This window comes from Arthrobacter sp. zg-Y877 (genome assembly GCF_030373105.1).
Lineage (GTDB): Bacteria > Actinomycetota > Actinomycetes > Actinomycetales > Micrococcaceae > Arthrobacter_B.
In genome coordinates, this window is record NZ_JAUCPU010000003.1 from 495,033 (window position 1) to 514,775 (window position 19,743).

Annotated in this window: 16 protein-coding genes; 9 read left to right on the plus strand and 7 right to left on the minus strand. The window is 63.9% G+C overall.

Features of this window, described 5'->3' with window-relative positions:
• Positions 1 to 17: 17 nt before the first annotated feature.
• Together QNO03_RS09720 and QNO03_RS09725 are read left to right on the plus strand one after the other, a co-directional pair.
• Positions 18 to 671, plus strand: coding sequence for a DUF8548 family protein (locus QNO03_RS09720; RefSeq protein WP_289603139.1), 654 nt, complete (start codon positions 18 to 20; stop codon positions 669 to 671).
• A 117-nt stretch (positions 672 to 788) separates the two neighbouring features.
• Complete coding sequence (locus tag QNO03_RS09725) at positions 789 to 2,480, plus strand: nuclease-related domain-containing DEAD/DEAH box helicase (RefSeq protein WP_289603140.1); 1,692 nt, start codon at positions 789 to 791, stop codon at positions 2,478 to 2,480.
• A 2-nt stretch (positions 2,481 to 2,482) separates the two neighbouring features.
• On the opposite strand, the gene QNO03_RS09730 is transcribed toward QNO03_RS09725, so the two are convergent.
• Positions 2,483 to 3,139: an NUDIX hydrolase gene (locus QNO03_RS09730; RefSeq protein WP_289603141.1), complete on the minus strand. Its 657-nt coding sequence runs from the start codon at positions 3,137 to 3,139 to the stop codon at positions 2,483 to 2,485.
• 92 nt (positions 3,140 to 3,231) lie between these two features.
• On the opposite strand from QNO03_RS09730, the gene QNO03_RS09735 reads away from it, so the two are divergent.
• Positions 3,232 to 4,191 carry an ARPP-1 family domain-containing protein gene (locus tag QNO03_RS09735; protein WP_289603142.1) on the plus strand — a complete coding sequence of 320 codons (960 nt, stop codon included), beginning with the start codon at positions 3,232 to 3,234 and terminating at the stop codon, positions 4,189 to 4,191.
• Positions 4,188 to 5,669 carry an ADP-ribosylglycohydrolase family protein gene (locus QNO03_RS09740; protein WP_289603143.1) on the plus strand — a complete coding sequence of 494 codons (1,482 nt, stop codon included), beginning with the start codon at positions 4,188 to 4,190 and terminating at the stop codon, positions 5,667 to 5,669. The genes QNO03_RS09735 and QNO03_RS09740 overlap by 4 nt, the downstream gene beginning before the upstream one ends.
• A gap of 115 nt (positions 5,670 to 5,784) precedes the next feature.
• On the opposite strand, the gene QNO03_RS09745 is transcribed toward QNO03_RS09740, so the two are convergent.
• The gene (locus QNO03_RS09745; RefSeq protein WP_289603144.1) at positions 5,785 to 7,053 is read right to left on the minus strand and encodes an exonuclease domain-containing protein; all 1,269 of its coding nucleotides are present in this window, start codon (positions 7,051 to 7,053) and stop codon (positions 5,785 to 5,787) included.
• Positions 7,054 to 7,227: 174 nt separating this feature from the next.
• Positions 7,228 to 9,096 (minus strand): DUF262 domain-containing protein, encoded by a 1,869-nt coding sequence (locus QNO03_RS09750; protein WP_289603145.1) that lies wholly within the window; start codon positions 9,094 to 9,096, stop codon positions 7,228 to 7,230.
• A 256-nt stretch (positions 9,097 to 9,352) separates the two neighbouring features.
• Between QNO03_RS09750 and QNO03_RS09755 the strand changes: the two genes are divergently transcribed.
• On the plus strand, positions 9,353 to 10,297 hold the full coding sequence (locus QNO03_RS09755; RefSeq protein WP_289603146.1) for an endonuclease NucS domain-containing protein: 945 nt from the start codon (positions 9,353 to 9,355) through the stop codon (positions 10,295 to 10,297).
• Between the two features lie 567 nt (positions 10,298 to 10,864).
• A complete protein-coding gene (locus QNO03_RS14665; RefSeq protein WP_354003896.1) occupies positions 10,865 to 11,032 on the plus strand; it encodes an HNH endonuclease in 168 nt (55 codons plus the stop codon).
• Between the two features lie 89 nt (positions 11,033 to 11,121).
• Here the strand turns inward: QNO03_RS14665 and QNO03_RS09760 are convergent, their stop codons facing one another.
• The 4 genes from QNO03_RS09760 to QNO03_RS09775 all read right to left on the minus strand — a co-directional run bounded on the left by QNO03_RS09760 (position 11,122) and on the right by QNO03_RS09775 (position 16,225).
• Positions 11,122 to 12,291, minus strand: a complete 1,170-nt coding sequence (locus QNO03_RS09760) for a GDSL-type esterase/lipase family protein (RefSeq protein ID WP_289603147.1) — start codon at positions 12,289 to 12,291, stop codon at positions 11,122 to 11,124.
• 73 nt (positions 12,292 to 12,364) lie between these two features.
• Positions 12,365 to 13,558: an ROK family transcriptional regulator gene (locus QNO03_RS09765; protein WP_289603148.1), complete on the minus strand. Its 1,194-nt coding sequence runs from the start codon at positions 13,556 to 13,558 to the stop codon at positions 12,365 to 12,367.
• A gap of 82 nt (positions 13,559 to 13,640) precedes the next feature.
• A complete protein-coding gene (locus QNO03_RS09770; protein WP_442860264.1) occupies positions 13,641 to 14,696 on the minus strand; it encodes an ABC transporter permease in 1,056 nt (351 codons plus the stop codon).
• Positions 14,693 to 16,225, minus strand: a complete 1,533-nt coding sequence (locus QNO03_RS09775; RefSeq protein ID WP_289603149.1) for a sugar ABC transporter ATP-binding protein — start codon at positions 16,223 to 16,225, stop codon at positions 14,693 to 14,695. The genes QNO03_RS09770 and QNO03_RS09775 overlap by 4 nt, the downstream gene beginning before the upstream one ends.
• A gap of 163 nt (positions 16,226 to 16,388) precedes the next feature.
• Between QNO03_RS09775 and QNO03_RS09780 the strand changes: the two genes are divergently transcribed.
• From QNO03_RS09780 to QNO03_RS09790, 3 genes are all read left to right on the plus strand, one after another.
• Complete coding sequence (locus QNO03_RS09780; protein WP_289603150.1) at positions 16,389 to 17,429, plus strand: substrate-binding domain-containing protein; 1,041 nt, start codon at positions 16,389 to 16,391, stop codon at positions 17,427 to 17,429.
• A 61-nt stretch (positions 17,430 to 17,490) separates the two neighbouring features.
• On the plus strand, positions 17,491 to 18,678 hold the full coding sequence (locus QNO03_RS09785; protein WP_289603151.1) for a Gfo/Idh/MocA family protein: 1,188 nt from the start codon (positions 17,491 to 17,493) through the stop codon (positions 18,676 to 18,678).
• Between the two features lie 52 nt (positions 18,679 to 18,730).
• The gene (locus QNO03_RS09790; RefSeq protein WP_229949330.1) at positions 18,731 to 19,732 is read left to right on the plus strand and encodes a sugar phosphate isomerase/epimerase family protein; all 1,002 of its coding nucleotides are present in this window, start codon (positions 18,731 to 18,733) and stop codon (positions 19,730 to 19,732) included.
• Positions 19,733 to 19,743: the final 11 nt, after the last annotated feature.

Below are 19,743 nucleotides of genomic sequence, written 5' to 3' on the forward strand. Positions count from 1 at the left end.
CCTACTGAAAGAACGTCATGAACCCGCAAACGGATGTCCAGAGACTCGCCGGCTTCATCGAAGCCGAATTGCCCCGCAACACATGGAAGCCGTGGCCAGGCGGTTGGCCGGACCAGATCGAAGCCGCTCTGATCGACGCGGTGTTGAGCATCGCGGCTCAGTACGGGACGCCGGAGAACGGTGTCCGCGGCGCGGTTTCCAGGTACCGGAAGGCGATCGGTGCTGACAGGCCCGACGATCTGGCGCGGCTGGCAGCTTACGATCCCGAGAAGCTGCAGGATGTCCTCAACAACCAAAAGGTAAGCGGCCGGACCAAGGCATCGGCAATCGTTGAGGCCGCCGGGAATCTGCTGGCTCTCGGAGTGAAAACGGCTACCGACCTCGATGCCCACAACTCCGCCCAGAAACGCGCCTACACATGCGTCCATGGCCTCGGCCCGGTGACCTGGGACTACTTCGGCATGCTCCTCGGCAAGCTCGGAGTGAAAGCAGACCGCTGGATCCTTCGTTTCGTGAGCCGAGGACTGGGTCGAGATCTAACGCCTGCCGAGGCGCGTTCTCTGCTGCACGAGGTCGCCGACCGCCTTGATGCAACGCCCACTGAATTGGACCATGCCATCTGGGCGTACGAACGTGACCGGCAAGCCCCTGAAAGCCGCGAGTCCGTGTGAAGGACAAGATCTAACTCCTTCGACAAAACCAGCCAAGATGAAATCAAAGAGCTAAGGGCGACGCCGCGGTAGCCTGCTCACAACGCCTGGCGCACCGCCGGCACACGAGGGGGAACCGTGAAGTGCATACCGGAAGAGCCGCTGTTCGGCGAAGGCAGGCTCGCCGAGAAGGCTGTCTGGGATGCCCTGCGCGCCCAGCTGCCCGACGACGTCGTACTGGCATACTCCGTCCAGGTGCGCCTCGGACGGGCCGAACACGAAATCGACATTCTGGTGCTGTGGCCGGGGGTTGGGCTGGCTGCGATTGAGGTCAAGGGCGGCAAAATCTCCGTCGAACAGGGACAGTGGTACCAGTCGGACCGGCACGGTAAACATAAAATCGAGAGCCCCATTGCCCAGTCCCAAAGCGCACAGCACGCCTTCAAGGGCTGGGTGCAGGACCGGATCGGGTCACCGCTGGTCAGCCGGTTCGCCTACATGGCGGCGTTCCCGTACACCAACGTGCCGCTGGACTGGGAAATGGCAGGAGTGCCACGTCCTCTCATCTTGGACCAAGATAACCTCACGGACTGCCGCGAGCGTCTTCGGACAGCCATTGAGACCCAGGCCCAGGGAGGAAGTTCGCTCGCGGCCAAGTTTGTTCAGCGGATCATCCCTCTGCTTGCCGGTGAACTGGAGCCGTCCAGCGACCCGTCGCTGAGCGCCGATGAGCTCGAAGACCTTCAGGAGCATCTCACCGAACGGCAGAAGGTCCTCCTGGACTGCAGCCGCTCCATTCCCCGGGCACGGTTCGTCGGAGGCGCTGGCAGCGGGAAGACCTGGCTGGCCGTTGAGAAGGCAAAGCGGCTGGCCAAGGAGGGAAAGCGTGTGGGGCTGTTCTGCTACAACCGGGGCCTCGCGGAGCATCTGCGTCGGCAGGTGGCCGGCTGGCGGCAGGCCAAACCGGTGTTCGTGGGCGAGTTCCACGACTACGCCGTCTCGCTGGGGGTTCCTGACGGTACCGGACAGGCCTACTTCGAGGAGGAAATGCCGGCCCTCATGAAGGACCTCGCGGCCGATCTGCCGCCTGACCACAAGCTGGATGCCATCGTGATCGATGAAGCTCAGGACTTCGCACCCCTGTGGTGGGAGAGCCTGCTCGCCTGTCTCAAGGACCCCGACCGCGGGGAGATCTATGCCTTTATGGACGAGCGCCAGAATGTATACGGCCGCTGGGATTCGCTGTCGGCCGGGACCTCGCTTGATCCCACCGCCGGTCTGGTAACCCTGCACATTGACGAGAATCTTCGCAACACCAAACGCATTGCCCACACCTTCCGTGGGTTTGCTGGCAAACACTTCGCGCCGCGCGGGGGCGACGGGCTTCCGGTGCGGCTCGTGCCGTGTGCCACTGAGGACTCCATCGGCGTGGCCGGGGACTGCGTCGACGCCCTGATTGACGAAGGATGGGCCAACAACCAGATTGCGTTCCTGACCACGAAGAATCGGCATGACATCCATAAGGAATTCGAGAACAACCTCTCCGAATATTGGAATGCCTTTCACGACGACGAGGAAGAGTTCTACGGGCACGTCCTGGGGTTCAAGGGGCTGGAGCGTTCAGTGGTGATCCTCTGCGTAAACGGTTTCAAGGAAATGAGCCGTGCCGCTGAAATGCTGTACGTTGGCTTGTCCCGCGCGCGTTGCCTGCTGGTGGTAGTTGGCGACCCGGACCTCATTGCCGAGGCCGGCGGACCGGAGCTGGCCTCGGCAATGAGTCGGATGCAGACCTGGGAACCGCAGCTGGTAGGCGCGTCCAGCACGCCCTAGCGTCAGCGGCGCCACAGCCGCGACGGCCGGCCGCGGGTGCCGTCGGACATCTGCCCCGTTGCCGTCAGCTGCGGCTCCATCAGGCGTCGGAAGGTGTCGCGCATCAGCAGCCGGCCAGCCACGGCCTCGTGCAGGTCCCGAAGTTCCTTCAGAGTGAAAGGCTCGGACAGCAGGCCTGCCGGATCAGGAGTCTGTGTGTAGTCCTGCCGCAGCTGCTCCACCGCCAGTCGCACCATGTCTGCGTGGCCGTAGGGCAGGGCGGCAATCAGGTCCGCATCCCCCGTGACCGAGGCCAGCCGGACGTCGTCGGACTGCAGCGGCGTCTCCAGGTCCCGGAACGGGACCGCGTCCACGTGCGCCACCGACAGAGTCCAGCCACGGTCATCCCTGTCCGGGTCGTCGAAGACGTGGAGCTGCTGCGGCACCCGCCCCTCCATGCCTGCCTTGTCCCGCAGCGAACGCAGAACGGCAGCCGCCAGGGTTTCGCGTTCCCGCAGGAAGGTGCCGGGCAGCGCCCACTCCCCCGCGTGGTGTTCCTCCCGCCGACGCACGAGCAGGACCATCAGGTTCTCCCCTGCCGCGGTCAACACGGCTGTGTCCACGGCCACCGAAGGCCGCGGATAATCCTGAAGGTGCGGCGGGGTGCGGAGCTCACTCATATCCTCATTTATCTCAATCTTGCGCAAAAGATGCAACCGGTGCATACTGGAATCAATTAGCGCAGATTTGCGCTAAAGCGAGGAGGTTCAACATGCAGATTCCACAACTCCAGGTCGGAGTCCCACAACTCCACGTCGGAGCCGGCACCGCCGCCGGCCCGCTCACCCTCTTCCCCGTCTGGACCGCAGGGCCCGGCAGGCTCGGCATCAGCACCGCGCTCCACGCTGACCTTGCTGTATCCGAACTGGCAGCGGGCGCCCGAGTTGGCCAGCTGACCGTCCGCAACAACGGCAAACACGCCGCTCTGCTGCTCGAAGGCGAGCTGCTTGAAGGCGGACAACAGCACCGCACCTGCGCTCGCGACGTCCTCGTCGATACCGGCGAGACAATGGACATCGACACGTTCTGCGTCGAGGCCGGGCGGTGGGAAGCCGGACAGGACACACACCGCCGCCAGGCCCGGCGGGCGCCGCTGAGCATTCGCGCGAAGCTGGCCGGCGGCGGGCCACCCGAAATCGGAAGCCGGCGCCAGGAGCAGATCTGGGCACGGGTCCGGCGCTTCGACGCTGCCCGCGGTCCCTCAGCAACCAGCTCCCTGCCCGAGCATCTGGACCGTTTCGGCAGCCTAGACAGGCACAGCTTCACCGTGCCGAAGCCGCTCGAAGGCCAGCGCGGTGTGGTGCTCGGCGTCAGCGGCCAACCCCTGCTGCTGGAAGTCTTCGGCACCGCCACACTGTTCCGGGACCATTACCGCCAGCTCATTGACGCCGCCCTGCTCGACGCGGTGCTGCTGCCCACTGCGGCCCAGACCGCCGCACCCATGCCAGGTCAGCTGGCCCGTGACTTTGCTGCCATCGCCGGAGCCATCGATTTCGGCGAGTTCTACAGCGAGGGCGTCCAGCGCCACGACTCAATGCGCAGCCGTAACGTCTTGGGGATCCACGGCCCCGTCATCGCAGAAGGCATGGCCGTCCGGCTCCCCAACAGGGAACCCGACATTGCCCATCTATCGTGCTGGAACACCAAACATCCACTTATGGAGGCCCTATGAACCTGAACTCACAGCAGAACCACCGCGCCGCCGGAGTCCTGGTCGCTCTGGCCGCCGGAGATGCCCTCGGCGCCGGCTACGAATTCGGCGCTCCACTGCCGGACGACGCCGAGGTCACGATGAAAGGCGGCGGCCCCTTCGGGTTCGACCCGGCCGAATGGACCGACGACACCTCCATGGCCATCCCCATTGCCGAGGCCTTCCTCGACGCCGGAACCACCCCTGATGCACTCACATCCGTGGTCCGTGCCTGGGCCGCCTGGGCCCGTGACGCGAAGGACGTCGGCGCGCAGACCAGCAACGTCATCGCCCGCGCCCGCCGCATCGCCAGCGACGACGGGCGAACCGACCCGACCGCCGATGATTTCACCCGTGCCGCCCAGGAGTTCCACACCCGCGCCGGCCGCAGTGCCGGCAACGGCTCCCTGATGCGCACCGCTCCCCTGGCCCTGGCCTATCTGGACCGGGATCCGACCGAACTCATGGAGGCGGCCGGCGCACTAAGCGCGCTGACCCATGTGGAAGACGACGCCCAGGAAGCCTGCGGCCTCTGGTGCATCGCCATCCGGGACGCCGTCCTGACCGGAAAGCTCGAGATCCGGATCGGGCTGCCGCTGCTGCCGGCGGACCGCGCCGCTCTTTGGCTGGAGCGGATCGAAACCGCCGAACGGTCCCGGCCACGCGACTTCACGAAGAACGGATGGGTGGTGGAAGCACTCCAGGGCGCGTGGAGCGCCATCTCCACCACGCGCACCGCGTCCGGTCCCGACCATCTCCGGGCCGGACTGGAAGAGGCGGTCCGCGGCGGCCGGGACACCGACACGGTGGCCGCCATCGCTGGCTCCCTCCTGGGTGCCGCCTACGGCTACTCCGCCGTTCCCTTCGAATGGCGCCGCAACCTGCACGGCTGGCCGGGCCTGCGGGCGCACGACCTGATGACGCTCGGTGTCGAACTCGCCTCCGGGGCAGGACGTCGTACACAGGAGTGGCCGCGGGCCGAACACCACGATTACAGCTCGTGGAGCAGGACCGATGTCCTGGTCCAGCACCCGGACGACGACGGCGTCTGGCTCGGCGGCGTGGGCGCAGTGGCCAGGACTGCCGAACTGGGCATTGATGCAGTGGTTTCGCTGTGCCGGCTGGGAACGGCCGATGTTCCCGGCATCGCGCCGGAGAACCATGCGACGTTCTGGCTCATCGATTCCGCCGCCGCGGATTCCAATGCCTACGCCGGGTACGTGCTGCAGGAGGCTGCCGCCGCGGTCGAACGTTTCCGGGCCGAGGGCAAGAAGGTGCTGCTGCACTGCGTGCGTGCCGAGTCCCGGACACCTACCGTTGCCGCGCTCTACGGCGCCCGGGCCACCGGAGTGACTCCGCTGGAAGCGCTGGAACGGGTACGCCGTGTCCTCCCCAACGCCCACCCGAATCCGGCGTTCCGGGAACTGTTGGCCGGAGTCGAAACCCTCCAGGGTCGGTAGACGAAAACTAGCCGCTCGGACCGCCAATTGACCGCTCCGCTTCTTGTCCTTTCCCCGTTCGTGGGGCTGGTGCGTGTCGCCGCCGAGGACACTAAGCTACTGGGATCCGGTCACCTTAGTTCTTGTTCGCTCCGAAAAACCGCTGTCCCATCCGAGTCCCAGCTCTCAGTAATGCAGTCACTGCCTGGCCCGCCTTCTCAGGAAGGGCATCAGAGTCTTGAGTGTTGAAAAACTCTGAGCGATGGCCTTCGGTTGTTGCACCGTTGTGCGGCTGGGCAGAGGCATACTGTCCGTCCGGGTCTTCATGATGACGCTCGGGCGCAGGAACGGGATTCGTAAAGCCTCCGGGCGGTCGCTGGGCGGTGAAGCGATTTTCGCTCGTGCCGGTGTCGGCGGCCCGCGGCTCGTCTCTGAAAGCGGGTACGTATGCTGTCTCAGGTTCCAGCACAGCCGGGATGTCAGTGCTGACTAACCGCAGGAAATCCGACTCCGTGAGTACAGTCAGGTCCTGGCCCATGGCCATGTAGGCCGCTGCTTTCTTTTCTTTGGTCGTGCCGTTTTCCAAATCGATGCTGGCATGGGTTTTACCGTCCCCAACCAGCAGGAAAGCGGTCTTCTTGGTTACGCCTTTGCCATTGATCCCGCCGCAACTTGCGATTTTTTCCATTGCTTCCCAGCGGTCGAAAGACTCTAGGTCGCCCGTCATGATGACCTGGCGGCCGTAGAACGGATGGGAGGGATCGGCCTGCAAGTCCGCCTGAGGCAGTTCTGCCATAGAGCTCGTATGGCCTTTGCTGAAGACCGTCGACCGGGCCGTCGTTTCATTCCCTATGCTCCGACCCGTCGGCCAAAGGTCAGAAATCTGCAGTAAGCCGTGTCGTCGAGAGAGGGCTAGGACGATTTGGGCGCAGGCGGCTGCGTCGCTGCCGGCGTCGTGATGGGTGAATGGATCGATCCCGAGCTTTGCTGCGACGAGGGGAAGCCGGTACTTCTCCAGGGTCAGCAACCGCTTAGACAGGGCTAGGGCGCAGTGAAACTCATTTGGTGGCGGCATCAGTCCGCTGAGTCGACTCGACTCGTGGATAACGGATTTGTCGAAGGCTGCGTTGTAAGCGACGAGCGGATAGTCCTCCGCCAGCTTTCCGATGGCCTCGAGCGAATCCTCCCAGCTGTTGGCCGCCTCCTTCACCATCGCTGGCGTAATGCCGTGAATTCCGATGTTTCGCGGGTGGAAAGAGTCAATACCGGTCGGCGGGGTTACATGCCATTCGAAGGTCTCACTGATCACTCCGTTTCGGACTTGCACAATCCCAACAGCACACACCGATGCTCTCTGGCTGTTGGCCGTTTCGACGTCAATGGCTGTGAAATTCAAACCACTCATCGGTTCCCCCATAATTTCGGCCCACGCTCCGGACCGTCACTTGCTGGAGGTACTCGTTGATGCGATGGCTGGTTCAGTTTATGGCATGCAAAGGAAGAGAAAGCGTAGCCACCTCGGGTTGATTCACCCTTCACTCATGCAGGGAGGAAGGAAGGTTCTATGCACCCGGTCCGCTCACCGTGCCTCGGCAAAGATGCTGCTCTCCCTGTTCGCCGCCAGAGCCAGCAGATCGGCGGGATTCCAGATCCGCTTCGCGAGTTCCCGATAAAGGTCTCCGCGTTCCAGATTGGCGTGCTTGGTGAACGTCTCGTATGGCCTGAACGGCAAGTTCTCTCGATTGATGAACTGCGTGAAACCGGGGTTCTTCTCGTAGCACTGCGGGTGAAGTGAACGAGCGAGGAGGTTCTGGGTCAGATAGTGGGGCAGCTTCGCCTCGTAAGCGTCGTCGTTATAGCTGGCGTTGAATGCCTTGGGCAGAAGAAGCAACCCACCCACGAGGTTCCGGTGTTCTGCAAAGTCATGTGGATGCGGGAACTCGCCGAGGTGCCGCTCGGCATGGTTAGCCCAGATGTGTTCCACTTCGTAGCGGACCCCTGCTGCGTTTGTCAGTTCCCAATAACGGGTGGCTTCACCGGATTGCACAGCCACATAATCGGTCAGGCGCGCCAGGAACCGGTGTACTTGGTACCGGTTCTGCTGATGCATCCGGAACCGGTCATTGCTGTCGAACGTTTCCGATTCGTTCAGTAGCAAGGAGTGAAGACGGACGGCAAGCTCTTCCACATCCAGGCCGCGGATATCCTTCATCACCACGAACATGGCGTACGACATCGTTGAGTACGCGATGCTTCGCCAGTTCCAGACCCTCCAAGCAAGCAGGATGTCCAGGTAGCGGGCCACCAATGCCAGTTTCGTGTCCACCGTGGCCTGCGAGTCTTCCGGCCGCAGTGGTGCCAGCAGCAGTTGGTGTTGCAGCGTGAATCCTCGGTCTGCGTTGTACCCGACATGTTCCAGCCCGGACGGCGTTTCTTCGCCTGTTGAGGCCTTGGCTATGCGCACATATTGACGGCTGTAGAAGTCCATATCCTTTATTACAAAATTCGAGAAGGCGCCCGTGCTGCTCAATCCCAACCGTTCGGCGTCGTTCCGGAACCAACGATGGAACTCAGTACCGATACGGTCCCAGTCCTCCGGTTTGGCTGCCTTTTTACGTTCGCGGATTTTCTCCGCGTATTGGCTGCGGAACCAAGTCTTGATGAAGTCCGAATCTCCGTCCTTGTGCAGGCTACCGAGTTCCAGCATCCGCTTGCGCCAATGGTCGCTTGCATTCGCACGCGGGGCTCCCTCTGCGATATTGGAGAGCAGGTACCCCTTGAGCATGTCCGCTGGAGTTAGTTTGAGCCCGCGATCATTCATGGTTTCAAAGATCGTGTAAGCGTCGTCGTCCGTGTATGCCGTGATCTGGACGATCTGCACCCGATATATCAGCCAGTCAATGAAGAAAGGCAGTGCATCCTGGCGCAGCTCATCTGGGAATATATCGTCCAACTCGTCGTACCGCGCCACGAGGGTCTGAACTGATTCCGATGCCGTGGAATCTGGGCTGAACTGTCCGGTTTCGAACAAGGCGGTCATGCACTCACGTCTGTCCGCTACATCCAGATTGAAGGACTTCTTCCCATATTTCTCGACCATCAAGAGGTCGTCGATGGGAACCCGAACCGCGCGCTGATCCTGAAGCCGGCGCAGGTATGTCAGAAGAAGGGTGAGACTCGTGAGACGCTGCTGGCCATCCACGATGAAGGCATCAGCATCTTTTTCAGACACGATGATCGATCCGAGAAAGTAATAGGGGTACTTTTCAACTTCGCTCCGGTCATGAGCGGGATCCCACGCATCAGAAAACCTGCCGGTGAGGTCGTTGACCAGTTCCTGGAGCTGCTTGGTCTCCCAGCGATACTCACGCTGGTAGTAGTCAATCGAGTACCGGTTCCCCTTGAGAATGTCGTTTACGGATTTCGCGATGCCGTCGATTTTCTTCAAGACTGTCTCCCTGTTTATGAGTCTTCGGCAAGCCTATCCGAGGGAGGAACGCAAGTAGAGACAGCCCCGGGGCGGGTCATAAGCGGAAGTGCGCCCAGCTACGTGGAATACTGCCGTTCCAAGACTGCCTGGGACCTCCAGTCGGGCGGGCCCGGATGACAACGCACGCCCACTCTACTGCGCCACCTAACTTTCCTGCCCTCTTTCCGAAGCGGGAAGGCGACGTTTCGAGGCCCGTCGTGGAAGAGTTGGTCCTGTGACCGACCTAAAACTTTTCCGCATAGATGGTGGCCGAGCTTCTGAGCTGACCTCGCAGAGTTTCGCCCTCGAACGAAACCTTCAGACCCTTATCGAGGAAAACATGGAGGTGACCTTCGGGGTGAAGTTCCTCGCCACTGAGTACTCAACAGGAAAAGTGCACCGTGGCCGGATCGACTCCTTGGGTTTGGATGAGAACGGCTCACCCGTCATTTTCGAGTACAAGAGAACGTCCAATGAGAACGTGATCAACCAAGGTCTCTTTTATCTGGACTGGCTAATGGACCACAAGGGAGAGTTTCAGATTTTGGTTGCATCCCAGCTTGGTACCGCGGCGGCAGAAAGTATCGACTGGTCCGCTCCTAGACTCATCTGCGTGGCAAACGACTTCACTCGCTACGACGAATATGCGGTGAAGCAGATTGACCGGAATGTTGAACTGGTCCGTTACCGAGACTTTGGATCTGATCTCCTCGCCATTGAACTTGTGACGTCCGTCTCGACCCAGACGACAGGAACCAGGAGAAGCTCTTCTTCACCCGCAACGTTGTCTAGTCCAGCAACAACGACGAAAAAAGTTTCACGCAACAAAACCGTGGCGGAACTCCTCTCCCAGGCAGACGTAGAGTTGTCCGCCCTCTATCTGAAGTTTGAAGCGTTCGCTTTGTCACTGGGTGATGATGTCATAAAGAACGAACGCTCTCTGTACTTTGCCTTCCGCAGGCTGAAGAACTTCGCATGTGTGGAGGTACATCCGACGTCGAGGAACTTGCTTGTTTACTTGAAGATCGACCCAAAGTCAGTGCAGTTGGTGGAGGGCTTTAGCCGGGATGTCAGCAATATCGGACACTTCGGGACAGGTGATCTTGAGTTGAGGATCAGCAACATGGCGAATTGGGTTCTGGTCGAGGAGCTCACACGCCAAGCGTATGCAGCCAACTAAATTGCGCTCATTGAATGTGTGCAGGGGGATTGCTGGCACTCCTCCTGGTATCGGCCGTCGCGACTTGAAGCACGGAGACCAGCCAGCGGTTTCAGCGTTCAAACAGGAAAACAACTAGTAAGGTCGTTTCACTGCAGAGTAGAACGTTGATTATTTTGGAAGGGCACTAGGTTAGGTATCCAGATGCTACGTAAGTCCGAAAACATAAGAATTGGTCATCGACCCGGATTTTGGACAGGCAAAGGCCCTGCTGTACTTACGATCGGGAAAAAGGTCTACCTCCTACGGAAGATGTCAAGGGCAGAGTTCCAGGACCGGATGGACTTTCAGCTCCGGCATCCCCGCCTAGTGGCCAAAATTGAGGGTAAGAGGTACTGGCACTACCAGAACTGGTTCTATTGGGAAAATGAAGGACTCAGCTCTGATCAGGTTTACGCTCTGATTACGACAAGAGAACAACGACGAACCCAGCAGATCGAGCGCGCACAAGCGACGATGGCGTTGGGGGCCCAGCAAAGTGCATCATTTTCCAGGACACGGATACCCGACGATGTAAAGCTTTACGTCATGACCAGAGATGGTGGACGATGCCAAGGATGTGGTTCCACAGTCGACATTCAGTATGACCACATAATTCCGGTATCAAAGGGTGGTAGCAGTAATGTTGAGAACCTCCAGATACTGTGTGGGAAGTGCAACCGCTTCAAATCTGACGGGCTGACAACGCGCCGATGATTAGAACTTAGACCTCCAAGATCACCTCCCACCGCACCACACGAGGTGTTGCCCATAGCCAAGGTCATATGGCTTGCCACTTCAGAGACCTAGGCAAGGTCACCCACTTCAACCACGCTCCTGAACGGCCCCTCCCCCGCAAACGCATAGTCCGCAAACCGGTCCCCGATCAGCCGGTGGGTAGCGGTATCCGGGTGCAGCGAGTCAGGCAGCGGATGCCCCTCAGCGTCCTCGGCGCCGTAAAGACTCAGACCGTCCAGGAAATGAAGGTTCGGGTCCTCCGCCCGCCGTGCCACGAGTGACTCCAGCGCCTCACGGATCACCCGAAGCGTCAGCTGCCCGGCAGCCACACCCTCCGGCGAGCCTGTCGCAATGAACTTCACCTGATCCGTACCGAACGATGCCGGATCGATAGCGCCAGGACCCGGAGCGTCTTCATGGATACAGCAGAAAATGGGTGAGATGAGCACCAATGGTGTCTCCGGATGGCCCTCACGGATCGTGTCGAGGAAACCGTGCACCGCAGGCACAAAGGCCCGCAGCCGCATGGAATCCATGTTCACTACGTTGATGCCCAGTTTCACGCTGATGAGATCTGCCGGGGTATCGCGCATGACCTGCGCGGTAAACGGATCCACGAGGGCGCTGCCGCCCAGACCGAGATTGTGCAGCTCAACCCCGCCTAGCTGGGCCGCCACCACCGGCCAGATCTGAGACGGCGTGGCCGCATTCGAGCCGTGGCTGATGGAACTGCCGTGGTGCAGCCAGACGGGCTTGCCCGAGGAATACGGCGCCACCGGAGCATCCGAGCGCAGCTCGACCAGCTCAACGGCCTCATTGTGCGGAAGCCAGACCTCAACCATCTTGGCGCCCGCAGGCAGACGGAACACGCTGGTATGCGACGGTCCCTCAAAGGGAGTAGCCGCGCCGGTGGACATATCCACCTCGGTGTAGTCGCCGCCCGTGAGCTTGTCGCTCTGGAGCAACTTCCCGTCGACCACCAGATCAACGGACCCCCGCGGCCGGTCCGCACCCCGGTAAACCACCCGGGACGGGTGCACCACGACCTCTAGGACCTCTGCCGCCGTCGAGAAAACCAGACGCACACCGGACGGCTGACTTTCCGCCATCAGCAGCTGCGGGTCGGGGAAACGGGTACGCACCTCCGCCGGCAGCCGGTGCGGCCGCAGTCCGCGGGGAGTCGTTTCCAGTTCCGCGGCACCGCGGACCAGGGACGGGGTGATGGGTGTGGTGATCATGCGGATGGTTCTCCCAAAGGTCCGGCTCAAAGGTTAGGCACCCTCAGTTTAGGCGCCGGAGTCAACTGGAGAACTAAACCCTCACCCGCCCCGCAAGCATCCGCTCCACACTCTCCGCAGACAGCGCGTGCTGGATGGCAAGCTGGGACGCCCCGAGCATCCCGGCGTCGAGCCCGGACGCGGACTGCACAATCCGCAGGTGCTGGGTGGCCAGCGGCATGGTGCGGGAATAGACCACCTCGCGCACCCCGGCAATGAAGTGTTCACCGGTCAGTGCCATCGAGCCGCCGAAGACAATCACCTCGGGGTTGAGCATGCTCAGGCAGGCGGCCAGCACCTCGCCCACCTCGCGGCCGGCCTGCCGCACCGCCTGCACGGCCTCGTGGTTGCCGGAGTGGACCAGGGCAACGACGTCGCGCCCGTCCTCCGCATCCAGCCCAAGGGACTGCAGCCGGGCAGCCACGGCAGGCCCGGCGGCGAGCGCCTCCAGGCAGCCGCGGTTCCCGCACCGGCACAACAGGTCCTCGCCGGACGGGACGCGGATGTGCCCGATATCCCCCGCAACCCCGTCGGCACCACGCAGCAGGGCACCGTTGCAGATGATCCCGGCGCCGATGCCGGTGGCGACCTTCACGAAGACCAGGTTCTCGACGTGGGGCCACGCCGCCTCGCGCTCCCCCATCGACATCACGTTGACGTCGTTATCCACCAGCACGGGGACACGGAAGAATTCCTGTAGGTAACCGGGCACATCGAAGCCGTGCCAGCCGGGCATGATGGGCGGGTTGATCGGACGGCCGGTACGGTGCTCCACCGGTCCGGGCAGCCCGACGCCGACGGCGAGCAGCTCGTCAGCGGACCGGTCGGTCTGAGCCAGCAGCGCCGTGCCGAGCTCCACCACGGTGTCCAGCACGGCAGCGGGTCCGTCGCTGACCAGCAGGTCGCGGGAGGCATCGGCCAGCGCGGTGCCGGCCAGGTCGGCGAGGCCCACGCGCAGGTGGCTCGCGCCGACGTCGACGCCCAGAACCACCCGCGCGCCGGTCTGGAACGCGAACCGGGAGGACGGCCGCCCACCGGTGGAGACGGCGTCCTCGATGGGTGCCACGAGCCCGAGGTCCATCAGCAGCTCCAGCCGCAGCGCGATGGTGGAGCGGGCCACCCCCACCAGATCGGCCAGCTCGCTGCGGGTGCGGGGCTGTCCGTCCCGCAGGAGCTGGAACAGTTCGCTGGCCCCGGGAGCGGTGGGGTTATTCCTTAGATCGACCACTGGGCAATTGAAGCATAGGGATCGACGTTACCGCGCCGGTCTAGGAAACGACGCCGGCCCGGGAAAGGACCAACAGACACGCTCACAGCGCCCCCTTGCGCCGGCCGGTCCCCCGCACGGCGAACCGCTGCTGCAGCAGTACGGCCAGCACAATGATCGCGCCCTTGGCCACGGCCTGCACCGAGGTGTCCAGATTGTTCTGGGTGAAAACGTTGGTGAGTGTGCTGAACAGCAGCACACCCAGCACGGTGCCCACAATGGTGCCGCGCCCGCCGATCAGCAGCGTCCCGCCGACGACGACGGCGGCAATCACGTCCAGCTCGTACAGCAGCCCGTGCGTGGAGGTCCCGGCGGTGGTGCGGCCCATCATCATGATCCCGGCAATGGCAGCGGTGACGCCGGAGAGCACATACAGCCAGACAATATGCCGCTTCACCTTGATGCCCGCCAGCCGCGCAGCTTCCAGGTTTCCGCCGATCGCCACCGTCCTCCTGCCGAAGGTGGTGCGGTTGAGCAGGAACCACCCGGCGGCGGCCACGAGGAAGAAGATCCAGATCAGCAGCGGCACGCCCAGGAAGTTCGAGCGCATCACAGAGAGGAAATCCCGGTTGGTGACAATCTGCGTACTGCGGCCGGAGACCAGCTCCGCGACGCCGCGCGCACCCACCAGCATCGCCAGGGTGGCAATAAACGCCACCACGTTCCCGTACGCGATGATCACCCCGTTGATCAGCCCCGCCCCAACCCCGACCGCGAGCGCCACCAGTACCATCAGCAGCCAGCTGCTGTTCGTGGCGGCCAGCTGCACGGAGGTGAGGGTGGCCAGCACAGTGCTCAGGCCCATCACCGATCCCACCGAGAGGTCGATGCCGCCGGCGGTGATCACGAAGGTGGCCCCGATGCTGATCACCCCGACAATCGAGGCGTACCGGACGATGGTCAGCATGTTGTCCAGGTTCAGGAACCGCTCGCCGCTGGTGACCGCCCCGACAATAAACAGCAGCGCTAGTGCGATGACCAGGCCGATGTTGCGTCCGGCGGATCCGCCCAGGAATTTCCCCAGCGGGCTGCTGCGGGGTGCGACGGCGGTGCCGCCGCTGGGAGTCGGCTGCAGCGCCGCCGTCGTTGATTCACTCACTGCGCACTTCCTTTCAGCACCAGGTCAAGCACGGCGTGCTCGTCCATCTCCTCCGCGTTGCCGGTGGCCAGGACCCTCCCGGCATCGAGCACCAGGATCCGGTCCGCCAGGCCGAGGACTTCCTCGATCTCGCTGGACACCACCACAATCGCCACCCCGGTCGCCGCGAGGCTGCGGATCAGCGAGTAGATCTCGGTCTTGGCGCCGACGTCGACTCCGCGGGTCGGTTCGTCCAGCAGCAGTACCCGGGTGCCGTGGATCAGCCAGCGGGCCAGCAGGACCTTCTGCTGGTTCCCGCCGGACAGCGTACGGGCCTGCCGGTCGGGATCGGGCGGGTTTAGCTGCAGCGCCTCGGCCTGCTTCCGGGCGGCAGCTTTCTCGGCGCGTTCGTTCAGCCAGCCGTGCCGGGCGAACCGGGCGAAGGTGGAGAGCGTGACGTTGCGGTAGATGGGCTCCTCCAGCAGCAGCCCCTGGCTCTTGCGCTCCTCCGGGGACAGGCCGAGGCCCGCGTTCACCGCCACCCGCACCGAGCCGGGCCGCAGCGTCCTTCCCTCCACAGTGACGGTGCCCGACGTCGCACGCCGGGCACCGTAAATGGTCTCCAGAATCTCGGAGCGGCCGGAGCCGACCAGCCCGGCCAGGCCGAAGATTTCCCCGGCCCGGACCTCGAAACTCACGTCCCGGAACGAGCCGTCGAGCGCGAGTCCCTCCACCTGCAGCGCCACCGGAGCATCCAACGACGGCGGTTGCCGCGGCGGGAACACGTTGGCCACGTCCCTGCCGGTCATCAGCCGGACCAGTTCCGCGCGTGAAGTCTCCGCGACCGGCAGGGAGGACGCCGTGCTGTAGCCGTCCTTGATCACCGAGATCCGGTTGCCGATCTGCCGGATCTCCTCCAGCCGGTGCGAAATGTAGACCACCGCGATGCCCTGCGCAGTGAGTTCCCGGATCACCCGGAACAGGTTCGCCACCTCGCCGGAGTCCAGGATGGCGCTGGGCTCGTCCATGATGATCAGCCGGGCATTGCGGGACAGGGCACGGGCCATGCTGACAATCTGCTTCCCGGCCGCGGACAGGCTGCCCACCTCCGCGGATGCGGACAGGTCATTGTGGCCCAGCCGGGCGAGCAGGTCCCTGGCCCGACGTCGGGCGTCCCGGACCCGGAGCACTCCCCCGCGGGCGTCTTCATGGCCCAGGAAGATGTTCTCGGTGACGGTCAGTCCGTCGACGACATCCAGTTCCTGGTACATGGTGGCGATGCCCAGGGCCAGGGCGTCGGCCGGCCGGGCCAGCTGCACCGGCTCCCCGTTCCAGCGGATCTCCCCGCCGTCGGGCTGGTACACCCCGGACAGTGCCTTGATCAGGGTGGATTTGCCGGCGCCGTTCTGGCCCAGGACGCAGTGCACCTCGCCGGGCAGGACCTCCAGGTCCACGCCGCGCAGCGCGCGGACTCCGGCGAAACTCTTGCTCAGGGTGCGCACCTCCAGCAGCGGCTGGGCAGGCGCGGCGGGGGCTCCCGATGCGGTCATGGCACGGAGCATACACACTTATGTCGATCACCAGTAGTATGTTGGCGCTTTATCGTCAGAGTTCTGTTACTGTGACGCATGTCACGACGATGTGCAGAGCGCTGGATGGTTCCGATGGGGTGCGGGACTTGCGTCAGCGCCCCCATTTACAGAGGAGAGAACCATGCACGCAGCACGCATGCGCGGGAAGATCACCACCGCTGCCGCCTTCTTCGCCGTCGGCGGGCTTGCCCTCACCGGCTGCACCGCGGGCGAGGACACCAACGCCGAACCAACCAACAACTCCGTGGAGGGCAACGAGTCCGAGGGCGAGACCGTGGTCATCGGCTTCTCCGGACCCGCCGCGGACCACGGCTGGCTGAAGGCCATCAACGACGCCGCCCTCGCCGAGGCCGAAAAATACCCGGACATCGACCTGCGGGTGGCCGAAGGCACCAACGACGCGAACCTGCAGATCAGCCAGGTGGAGCAGTTCATCAACGACCAGGTGGACGCGATCGTGCTGCTGCCCACCGACGGCGCCGCCCTCACCGACGTCGCCATCCGCGCCATGGACGCCGGCATTCCGGTGATCAACGTGGACCGGGAGTTCTCCAGCCCCTTCGCCGCCCGCGCCACCGTGCTCGGGGACAACTACGGGATGGGCGTCAGCGCCGGCACCTACATCTGCGAACAGGTGGGCGACCAGCCCGACGCCGTGGTGGCCGAGATCGCCGGCGTCGATGCCCTTCCGCTCACCCAGGACCGCAGCGCCGGCTTCGAGGACGCCCTGGAGGCGTGCGGGCTTGAGGTCAGCAACCGGGTGGCGGCGGACTTCACCGTGCAGGGCGGGGAGGTGGCTGCCGGTCAGCTGCTCTCCGCCGCCCCGGAAATCGACGCGCTGTGGAACCACGACGACGACCAGGGCATCGGCGTCCTGGCCGCCATCGACGCCGCCGGCCGGGACGAGTTCATCATGGTGGGCGGTGCCGGTTCCGCGAACGCCATGCGGGAAATCCAGTCCGGAGACAGCGTGATGCAGGCGACCATCATTTACCCGCACACCCAGGCCGCGGACGGCATCCGGCTGGCCCGGCTGCTGGCGCAGGACAAGGCCATGAGCGACCTGGTTGAGATCGAGGTGCCCAACCGCGTGGTGCTCAACGCCCCGGTGGTCACCAGCGAGAACGTCGAGGAATACCTGCCCACCGCCTTCGAGTCCTGATCCGGCCGGATCAGCACTGCCGCACCACAGCAACCCCGCACCGCAGCACGAAGGAGAAACCATGCAGGACGACAAGCCGCTGAGGGTGGCGCTGGTGGGCCACGGCTTTATGGGGGCGGCCCACTCGCAGGCCTGGCGGGTGGCTCCCCGGTTCTTCGACCTGCCCCTGCAGCCGCGGATGGAGCTGCTGGCGGGCCGGGATGCGGAGCGCACGTCCGCCGCCGCCCGGAAATGGGGCTGGGCCGGGTCCACCACCGACTGGCGGGAGGCGGTCACCCGGGAGGACATCGACGTCGTCGATATCGTCACGCCCGGTGCCTCGCACGCGGAAATCGCCATTGCCGCGCTCGACGCCGGCAAGCACGTCCTCTGCGAAAAGCCGCTGGCCAACACCGTGGAGGAGGCGCAGGCGATGGCACACGCCGCCGCCCGCGCCGAGGCCCGGGGCGTACAGGCGATGGTGGGCTTCACCTACCGGCGGCTGCCCGCCACCACGCATGCCCGGAACCTGGTGGCGTCCGGGGCCATCGGCACGGTGCGGCAGGTGCGGGCGGTGTACCTGCAGGACTGGCTGGTGGACGAGGACTCCCCGCTGACCTGGCGGCTGCAGCAGGACGAAGCCGGGTCCGGTGCCCTCGGCGATCTGGGCGCGCACGCCATCGACCTGGCCCAGTACATCACCGGGGTGCCGTTGGCCGAGGTCAGCGGCACCCTCGCCACCCTGGTCCCCACCCGTCCTGTCCCGTCGGCGGGCCAGCGTGGAACCGGCCTGGGTGGAGGCAGCGGAGAATCAGCCACCCGCGGGCCGGTGACGGTCGACGACGTCGCACTGTTCCTCGGCCGCTTCGAGGACGGTGTGCTGGGATCCTTCGAAGCCAGCCGGATGGCCACCGGGCGCAAGAACGCGTTCCGGCTCGAGATCTCCGGCAGCCTCGGCGCGATCAGCTTTGACCTGGAGGACCTGAACTTCCTGGGCTTTATGGATTACACGCTTCCGCCGGACCGGCAGGGCTTCACCCGCATCATGGTGACCGAACCGGAACACCCGTATCTGTCCGCGTGGTGGCCGGCGGGCCATTCGCTTGGCTACGAACACGGCTTCGTGCACCAGGCGAAGGATTTCGTGGAGTCCATTGCCACCGGAACCGCGCCCGCGCCGTCGTTCGCCGATGGGCTGCAGGTCCAGGAAGTACTGGCTGCCGTTTCCCGCAGCGCCGCGAAATCGAGCGTATGGTTGCCCGTGCACTGACTCTCCCGCGATACCGAAGGTCGTCCCTATCCCGAAGGCGAAGGAGCCTGCCATGTCCCGACCTGTCACGTTGTTTACCGGCCAGTGGGCGGACCTGCCGCTCGAAGAAGTGGCCCGGCTCGCCTCCGGCTGGGGGTATGACGGGTTGGAACTCGCCTGCTGGGGAGACCATCTGGATCCGTGGCGGTGGGATGACGAGGAATACGTGCAGAGCCGGCGCGACATCCTGGAGAAGTACCACCTGAAGGTGTTCGCCATTTCCAACCACCTCAAGGGGCAGGCGGTCTGCGACGACCCGATCGACCAGCGCCACCGGGACATGGTGTCCGACGCCGTGTGGGGCGACGGCGATCCGGAGGGGGTCCGGCGCCGTGCGGCAGAGGAAATGAAGCACACGGCCCGGCTCGCCGCAGCGCTCGGGGTGGATACCGTGATCGGTTTTACCGGCTCGTCCATCTGGAAATACGTGGCCATGTTCCCGCCGGTCTCCGCGGAGGCCATCGACGCCGGCTACCAGGACTTTGCCGACCGGTGGAATCCCATCCTGGATGTGTTCGACGAGGTGGGCGTGCGCTTTGCCCACGAGGTCCATCCCAGCGAGATTGCCTACGACTACTGGACCACGCAGCGGGCGATGGAGGCGATCGGGAACCGGCCTGCCTTCGGCCTGAACTGGGACCCGAGCCACTTTGTCTGGCAGGACCTGGACCCGGTCGCGTTCCTTTGGGATTTCCAGGACCGGATTTACCACGTGGACTGCAAGGACACGAAGAAGCGGATGAGCAACGGCCGCAACGGCCGGCTCGGGTCGCACCTGCCCTGGGCTGATCCGCGGCGCGGCTGGGACTTCGTCTCCACCGGCCACGGAGACGTTCCGTGGGAGGACGCCTTCCGGATGCTCAACAGCATCGGCTACGAAGGTCCCATTTCCGTGGAATGGGAGGACGCCGGGATGGACCGGCTGGTCGGCGCCCCGGAAGCACTGGCCTTCGTACGTTCGCTGGCCCTGGATCCGCCTGCCGCGGCGTTCGACGCCGCCTTCTCCTCGCGGTAGGGAGGCTCACG

What these genes read in the sequence shown, in the direction of transcription:
- QNO03_RS09720 (WP_289603139.1), top strand. Translation starts at nt 18, where the DNA reads ATGAACCCGCAAACGGATGTCCAGAGACTCGCCGGCTTCATCGAAGCC.
- QNO03_RS09730 (WP_289603141.1), bottom strand. Translation starts at nt 3,139, where the DNA reads ATGAGTGAGCTCCGCACCCCGCCGCACCTTCAGGATTATCCGCGGCCT.
- QNO03_RS09735 (WP_289603142.1), top strand. Translation starts at nt 3,232, where the DNA reads ATGCAGATTCCACAACTCCAGGTCGGAGTCCCACAACTCCACGTCGGA.
- QNO03_RS09740 (WP_289603143.1), top strand. Translation starts at nt 4,188, where the DNA reads ATGAACCTGAACTCACAGCAGAACCACCGCGCCGCCGGAGTCCTGGTC.
- QNO03_RS09745 (WP_289603144.1), bottom strand. Translation starts at nt 7,053, where the DNA reads ATGAGTGGTTTGAATTTCACAGCCATTGACGTCGAAACGGCCAACAGC.
- QNO03_RS14665 (WP_354003896.1), top strand. Translation starts at nt 10,865, where the DNA reads ATGACCAGAGATGGTGGACGATGCCAAGGATGTGGTTCCACAGTCGAC.
- QNO03_RS09760 (WP_289603147.1), bottom strand. Translation starts at nt 12,291, where the DNA reads ATGATCACCACACCCATCACCCCGTCCCTGGTCCGCGGTGCCGCGGAA.
- QNO03_RS09775 (WP_289603149.1), bottom strand. Translation starts at nt 16,225, where the DNA reads ATGACCGCATCGGGAGCCCCCGCCGCGCCTGCCCAGCCGCTGCTGGAG.
- QNO03_RS09780 (WP_289603150.1), top strand. Translation starts at nt 16,389, where the DNA reads ATGCACGCAGCACGCATGCGCGGGAAGATCACCACCGCTGCCGCCTTC.
- QNO03_RS09785 (WP_289603151.1), top strand. Translation starts at nt 17,491, where the DNA reads ATGCAGGACGACAAGCCGCTGAGGGTGGCGCTGGTGGGCCACGGCTTT.
- QNO03_RS09790 (WP_229949330.1), top strand. Translation starts at nt 18,731, where the DNA reads ATGTCCCGACCTGTCACGTTGTTTACCGGCCAGTGGGCGGACCTGCCG.